General features: G+C 61.1%; 6 protein-coding genes. All 6 read left to right on the top strand.

The annotated features are described in order from the left end of the window. Nucleotides 1-811, top strand: an 811-nt coding sequence (locus Q0K17_RS09660) for a carbohydrate ABC transporter permease (protein ID WP_294542615.1), incomplete at its 5' end; no start/stop codon positions are given. 78 nt (nt 812-889) lie between these two features. Further along, complete coding sequence (locus tag Q0K17_RS09655) at nt 890-2,770, top strand: histidine kinase (RefSeq protein WP_294542614.1); 1,881 nt, start codon at nt 890-892, stop codon at nt 2,768-2,770. Then, a complete protein-coding gene (locus tag Q0K17_RS09650; protein ID WP_294542612.1) occupies nt 2,745-4,277 on the top strand; it encodes a response regulator in 1,533 nt (510 codons plus the stop codon). The genes Q0K17_RS09655 and Q0K17_RS09650 overlap by 26 nt, the downstream gene beginning before the upstream one ends. Continuing rightward, nucleotides 4,270-5,952 (top strand): DUF2264 domain-containing protein, encoded by a 1,683-nt coding sequence (locus Q0K17_RS09645; protein WP_294542610.1) that lies wholly within the window; start codon nt 4,270-4,272, stop codon nt 5,950-5,952. The genes Q0K17_RS09650 and Q0K17_RS09645 overlap by 8 nt, the downstream gene beginning before the upstream one ends. A 182-nt stretch (nt 5,953-6,134) precedes the next feature. After that, on the top strand, nt 6,135-6,470 hold the full coding sequence (locus Q0K17_RS09640) for a hypothetical protein (RefSeq protein WP_294542609.1): 336 nt from the start codon (nt 6,135-6,137) through the stop codon (nt 6,468-6,470). 45 nt (nt 6,471-6,515) lie between these two features. Next, nucleotides 6,516-6,935 (top strand): sigma-70 family RNA polymerase sigma factor (locus Q0K17_RS09635; RefSeq protein WP_366776892.1); only part of this gene is annotated, 420 nt, incomplete at its 3' end.

Genomic DNA, 6,935 nt, shown 5'->3' with positions numbered 1-6,935 from the left:
ATCCACCGTTGTCACCTTCGTTGTCACGGCAGTTCTGGCCTTCCTCTTTGTCTATCCCATCTACTTTGCGGTGATCTCCGCCTTCAAAAGCAACGGCGATATCCTGAAATCGCCCCTGTCTTTTCCCACCGAGCTGTACCTGAAAAACTTCCAGGATCTGTTCGCCAAGACGGATTTCTTCACCGCCATCTGGCACACGGTGTTCCTGACCGTGGTCAGTGAGATCCTCATCGTCCTCATCGTGCCGCTGGCCGCCTACGCCATCGAGCGTCACAGAAGCCGCAGCACCAAGTTCATCTACCTCTACTTCACCGCCGGCATGATGGTGCCCTTCCATCTGTACATGTTCCCCCTGTTCAAGGAGATGAAGGTCTTCCACATCTACGGTACCCTGTGGGGCCCCATCATCTGCTACATCTCCGGGTCGGTGGCCTTCGGCACCCTGCTGTACACCAGCTTCCTGAAAGGCGTGCCCCTGGAAATCGAGGAAGCCGCCAAGATCGACGGCTGCACCGAGTTCATGGCCTTCTGGCGTGTGGTGTTCCCGCTGCTGGGCCCCTGCACCGCCTCCCTGATCGTGCTCAACGGTCTGGGAATCTGGAACGACTTCCTCATGCCTTACCTGGCACTGCCCTCCGATCAGGCCAAGACCATCACGGTGGCGGTCTACTCCTTCGTGGGTCAGTACACCGCCCGCTGGGACATCGTGTTTGCCGGTACGCTGATCTCGCTGGTACCTGCGCTGATCATCTATGTCTGCCTGCAGAAATACTTCGTCAAAGGCATCATGTCCGGCGCGGCCAAAGGGTGAAAAAAAGGCTCTGTTATGGTATGATTGGGTGCGGGCAGATGCCCGCACCCAATTTTGGATTTTTGGAGTGAACGCATCATGGAAAAAGCACGCCGCCCGCTCCGGGTCAGTCTGTTTGCAAAATTCACCATCGTCACCATCCTGCTGGGCATCCTGCCCATCGTACTGCTGACCACCGTGATGCAGCGCCAGATGCTCACCGAGTACCGGGACAGCCTGGAAACGGTCTATGAGGACGCCATCGCCTATTCGGCCTATTCCATCCGGGCCCGGCTGGACAGCTACACCGACCTGTCCAAGTTCTGCTACTACTACAACTATTCCTCCCAGGGGGACTTTTCCTATGATTACAACAACTACGACAACCTGCACAAGATCCTGACGGGAGAGTATTTCACGGACAGTGCGGATGTGGCCGCGTCCATCCGGTGGGAGATGGGGCTGTTCCTGAATTATCTGAACAAGACCGATCCCAGCATCGAGGCCACCCATTTCGTCTACGCCCCCGCAGGGCAGACCCCCGTGTGCTACCACAAGGGCAACTACAACAACTCCAACTTTGATGACGCCCTTTTCCTGGAGATGATCGGCTACAGCCGTCTGGACACCACCAGCCGCAAAATGCTGCTGATCCCCACCCACAAGCTGGACTATGTGGGGTTCCGCGGGTCCCGCACCCAGTATGTGCTCACGGTGGGACGCAACTATTACGACATCACCGGCACCGTGGGCAACGAAAAATACCTGGGCACCCTGTTCATCGATCTGAGCACCGACACCTTCGACCAGCTGTTTGATACCCTGAACCTGACCGACGGCGGCACCGTCTATGTGACCGACGCCGCCGGACACTGCTACTTTTCCTCCGACGAAACACTGGCGGGCCAGACCCTGGACACTTCAGTAGAGCCTTCCCACGGGCAGATGTGCCTGCAGCAGGAGATCCCGGAATACGGCCTGACGGTCTGGTGCACCCAGAGCCGCCTGCCCATCGAAGCCCAGATCCGGGCCATGCAGCAGATCATCACCGTGGTGGCCGCCCTGTCCCTGGCCTGCCTGCTGCTGGGGGCCATGTTCTTCTCCCGTCGTCTGACCCAGCCGCTGCGCAACATTATCCAGCATATGGGCGAGGTGGAAAGCGGCAACTTCTCCGGCCGCATCCCGGTGACCTCCAACGATGAACTGGGCTATCTGACCCAGCGGTTCAACCGGATGAGCGCCGAGCTGGACACCTATACCAAGCAGGTCTATGTGGCCAAGATCAAACAGACCGAAGCCGAGCTCAACGCCCTGAAAAGCCAGATCTACCCCCATTTCCTGTACAACACCCTGGAAGTCATCCGCATGACCGCCGTCAGCCGGCAGGACAACATGGTGGCGGAGATGGTGGAGGCCCTGTCCGATCAGATACGGTATGTGATCGGCACCGTCAATGACCTGGTGCCCCTGCGCAGGGAGATCGACATCCTGACCAAGTATGTGTATCTGCTCAACTGCCGCTTCAACAACAAGGTGGTCTTTTCCTGCAGCTGCGGCCATCTGGTGGACTGCCTGATCCCCAAACTGATCCTGCAGCCCATTGTGGAAAACGCCTTCATCCACGGCATCAAGCCCATGGAAGGCCAGGGGCATATCCAGCTGGCGGCGGAACGGGTGGAGGACAAGATCGTGCTCACCGTCATGGACAACGGGGTGGGCATGACCGAGGAGGCGGTGAACCGCATCTATGCCCTGCTGGACAGCGACCAGCCGGGGGAGAAGAAGGATTATGAGTGGGGCAGCATCGGGCTGAAAAATGTCCATGACCGGCTGCGCTACCTGTACGGGACTGAATACGGCATCTCCCTGTTCAGCACCCCGGGGGTAGGCACGGTCATCCATGTGACCATCCCGGGCAACCTGAAGAGCCGGGAAGACAAGGAGGAAAATACGCATGCTGACCATGCTGATCGCGGATGACGAACCGGTCATCATCAACGGCCTGAAAATGCTGATCGACTGGTCCCAGCTGGGCATCGAGATCTGCTGCACCTGTGAAAACGGCAGCGATGCTTTGAGTGAGATCCTGGCCCGGAAACCGGACCTGGCCCTGCTGGATATCTCCATGCCCGGAATGATCGGCATTGAGATCCTGAAAGCGCTGTATGCGGTGCAGTCAAAGACAAAGGTCATCTTCATCAGCGGGTTCCAGGACTTTTCCTATGCCCACGACGCCCTGAGCTACGGGGCCGTGGAATATCTGCTCAAACCCGTCAAGAAGGACGAACTGCTCCGCGCCGTGCAGAAATGCCTGCCGGTCTCGGTGGACTACGAGGAGCCGGACGGCCCCTCCACCGGCAACGGACTGCAGGAAGCCTTCAGTCGGGCGGCGGCCCTCTCGCCGTCCCGGTATCTGCTGGTGGTGGTGCAGCCCCTGGGGCTGACCGGGCGCAACCAGATGGAGATGCAGCTGATCAAGTTCTCCTTCTTCGGCCAGCTGGACACCCTGTGCCAGCAGGAAAAACGGGGATTTGCCTTCCAGAAAGGGCAGAACTATTTCCTGCTCCTGACCGATATGACCGAACAGCAGGCGGACGACTGGCTCCATGAGGTGCAGAAAAAACTGTCCCAGCGCAGCGGGTGTTCGGTGGGATTCGTGTACAGTCCCGCCACAACGGAGATGAATCTGGTCCCCACCTATACCCGTCCCTGCCGGGATGTGTGCCAGCGCTATTTCTACTTTGAAGGCTGGCTGCCGGATACGGTGCTGGCCATGGACCGGTCGCCCTTTGCGGAGCGGCAGGCCACGCCCGCCCAGCTCCATGCCCTGCAGGAGGAGATCGCCTCCACCTTCATGGAGCAGGACCGGGACGCCTGCAGCGCGGCGGTGGACCGGTACCTGGATGCGGTGGCCTGCGCCGCGGACGGCCGTGCCGATACCGCCATGTACCATCTTCTGGTCTGCCGCCGCATGATCCAGGACCGGCTGGAAAAAACCGGCGTGCGCTGTGCGGGGGGCAGCAATGAACTGATGGATGCGGCCCGGGAAGCCCCCGACTACCGCGCCGTGACCCGGCTGTTCCGGCAGGCTCTGGACGAACTGTACGAAAAGATGGCCAGTCAGGTGCGGAAGAACGAACACAAGGACATCCGCCGGGTCATGGACTACATCTCCGAACACTACCGGGAAAACCTGACCCTGGATGTCCTGGCCAAGCACATTCATATGAATTCCTTTTACTTCAGCAGCTACTTCAAAAAGCAGGTAGGGCAGAACTTCAAGGATTATCTGAACCGCGTGCGGATGGAACACGCCATGGAACTGCTGCTCAGTACGGACAAACGCAGCTACGAGATCGCCGACGAGGTGGGATTCCGGGATTACCGCTATTTCAACGAGGTGTTCAGCCGGTATTACGGCAAGACGCCCGCGGCATACCGCAAGGAGTTCCTGGCCGGCAAAGGGGAGGCGCATGAAAATGAATGAACGGGACGTCTGGGCCGGCCGCATGCTGGCTCTTCTGGAACCGTTGAGATCCCGGCTGACACCCGCCGGTTCCGGCTTTGATCTGGGGGCCACCGCCGCCCACTATGAGACCGCCACCATACCGATGGAGGCGTTCAGCCGTCCCCTGTGGGGGCTGGTACCCTTCTGGGCGGGGGGAGGCCGTGCCCCCGAATGGGAGGCGCTCTGCCGCCGGGGTCTGGCAGCCGGGACCGACCCGCAAAGCCCCGGTTATTGGGGCCCCTGCCGGGATCTGGACCAGAAATTTGTGGAGATGGCCGCCATCGCCTACGGCCTGCTGCTGACCCCCGGGGTCCTGTGGGACCCGCTGGCGGAGGAAGAAAAAGACCGTCTGGCCGCGTGGCTGAACCAGATCAACCGGTATGAATGCAGCCAGAGCAACTGGCAGTTTTTCTGCATCCTGGTGAACTGCGCCCTGAAAAAACGGGGCCGTCCCTACAGTGCCGAGCGCCTGGAACTGGGGCTGCAGCGCATCGACAGCTATTATGCGGAGGGCGGCTGGTACCGGGACGGCAAAAACGGACAGAAGGATTACTACAACGGCTTTGCCATCCTGTTTTATTCCCTGCTGTACGCCGCCGTCATGCAGGAGGAGGACCCCGTGCGGTGCAGCCGCTTCCGGCAGCGGGCCGAAGAATTTGCCCGGAGTTTTGTGTACTGGTTCGGGGATGACGGCCCCGCCGTGGCCTACGGCCGGTCCCAGACCTACCGCTTTGCCCAGTGTGCCTTTTTCTCCCTGTGCATCGGCCTGGAAATCCCCGTTCTGCCCCTTGCCGTGCTCAAGGGCCTGGTGGTCCGCCACCTGGACTGGTGGGGCCAGAGGCCCATCCGGGACAACGGGGGCGTGCTGAGCATCGGCTACGGGTATCCCAACCTGATGATGTCGGAAAACTACAACGCCCCCGGGTCCCCCTACTGGTGCATGAAGGCGTTTGCTTTTCTGATGCTGCCAAAGGACCACCCCTTCTGGACCGTCACACCGGCGCCCATGCCGGCGCTGGAATCCGCAAAACCGCTGCCCCAGGCGGATGTCCTGGCCCAGCGCGTGCAGGGCGCAGCGGTGATCTATCCGGCCGGACTGCGGATCGGACATGCCTTTCCCCAGATGGAGGAAAAGTATGCCAAGTTCTGCTACAGTTCCCGGTATCCCTTCTGCATTGCCCGGTCCCAGCGCACACTGGAGGAGGCGGCCCCCGATTCCACCCTTTGTTTCCGGTATCTCGGCCAGATCTTTGTCCGGGGCAACGGCGGTGACTGGACCCTGACCGGGAACGGGATCCGCTGGCAGTGGTCTGCGCTGCCCGGGGTGGAGGTGGTGACCGAGATCACCCTGCTGGCCGACGGCCATCTGCGCCGGCACACCGTCACCGCCGCCTTTCCCTGTGAGGCCTTTGATGCGGGATTTGCGCTGCCCGCCGATGTGCCCGGTGCCCTGGCGGAAACGGACGGCCCCGCCGCCCGCGCGGCATACCCCGGCGGATTCTGTGCGGTGTCCTCGCTGTCTGGCGGTACGCCGGCGGTGCTGGAGCCCGTCCCCAACACCAGCCTGGTATTTCCCAAATGCCAGATCCCCCTGGTGCGGTATGACATCCGCCCCGGGACCACGGTGCTGGAAACACGGGTGCAGTTTGCCTGAAAGGCCGGCCCCCGCACGCAGCCCTGCCGGTTGACACCGCCGGAAGGGGCGGGGTAAGATGAACAAAGAAAAAAAGTGGAGAGCCGATGAATGGATCGGCCCCTCTCGGTCGTATTCCAGGTGAAAGAGGCCTCAGGGCCGCAACGGGCGGTATGCCCACAGAATCACGGGAGGGTATCCAGATGAAAAAAGCAATGGTAACGGGTCTGGTGGCGGCGCTGGTTTTCGGCGTCTGCGCAACGGGCGCACTGGCAGCCGGCCATCACGGCGGCTATGGCATCAGCGGCATCACGGCGGCGCAGAGCGTCTGCCGGACGGATGTGGACGGAAACACCGTATGCGGCGATCATACCTGCCGCCGGGATACGGACGGGGACGGCCTGTGCGATATCTGCGCGGAGGCGGTGACCTGCTGGAACGATGCAGACGGTGACGGGGTGTGTGATGTGTGCGGAGCGGCCTGCGGCAGCATGGCCGGCGGGCACCACGGCCGGGGTCATGGCCATTGCGGCGGATAAAAGGCAGGCAGCGGGCAGGGGATTGGCATGCGGAGCGAACAAGAGGTGAACAGAGCCATTGAACGATACGCCGACACAGTGCGGCGCATCTGTTTCGTGCACCTCAAAAACCGGGCCGATACGGAGGATATCTTCCAGACGGTCTTTGTGAAGTATCTGCTCCACGGCGAACCCTTTGCGTCGGAAGAACACGAGCGGGCCTGGATCATCCGGGTGACCCTCAATGCCTGCAAGGACCTGCTCAAGAGCTTCTTCCGCAGCCGGACGGTACCGCTGGAAGAACTGACGGACCGGGCCATGCCCGCAGAGACGGAGCAGCGGGAGGTTCTGCAGGCCGTCCTTGCCCTGCCGGTGCCTTACCGGGATGTGATCTACCTGCACTATTACGAGGGCTATACCGCCCCCGAAATTGCCGGCATCCTGGGCAAAAACGTCAACACGGTCTATACCCGGCTGACCCGCGCC

Source organism: uncultured Gemmiger sp. (assembly GCA_944388105.1).
In the GTDB taxonomy this organism is placed as follows: Bacteria; Bacillota; Clostridia; order Oscillospirales; family Ruminococcaceae; genus Gemmiger.
The sequence above is the reverse complement of the archived record's forward strand: the minus strand, read 5'-3'. Positions and strand labels throughout refer to the sequence as shown.

What these genes read in the sequence shown, in the direction of transcription:
- Q0K17_RS09655 (WP_294542614.1), top strand. Translation starts at nt 890, where the DNA reads ATGGAAAAAGCACGCCGCCCGCTCCGGGTCAGTCTGTTTGCAAAATTC.
- Q0K17_RS09650 (WP_294542612.1), top strand. Translation starts at nt 2,745, where the DNA reads ATGCTGACCATGCTGATCGCGGATGACGAACCGGTCATCATCAACGGC.
- Q0K17_RS09645 (WP_294542610.1), top strand. Translation starts at nt 4,270, where the DNA reads ATGAATGAACGGGACGTCTGGGCCGGCCGCATGCTGGCTCTTCTGGAA.
- Q0K17_RS09640 (WP_294542609.1), top strand. Translation starts at nt 6,135, where the DNA reads ATGAAAAAAGCAATGGTAACGGGTCTGGTGGCGGCGCTGGTTTTCGGC.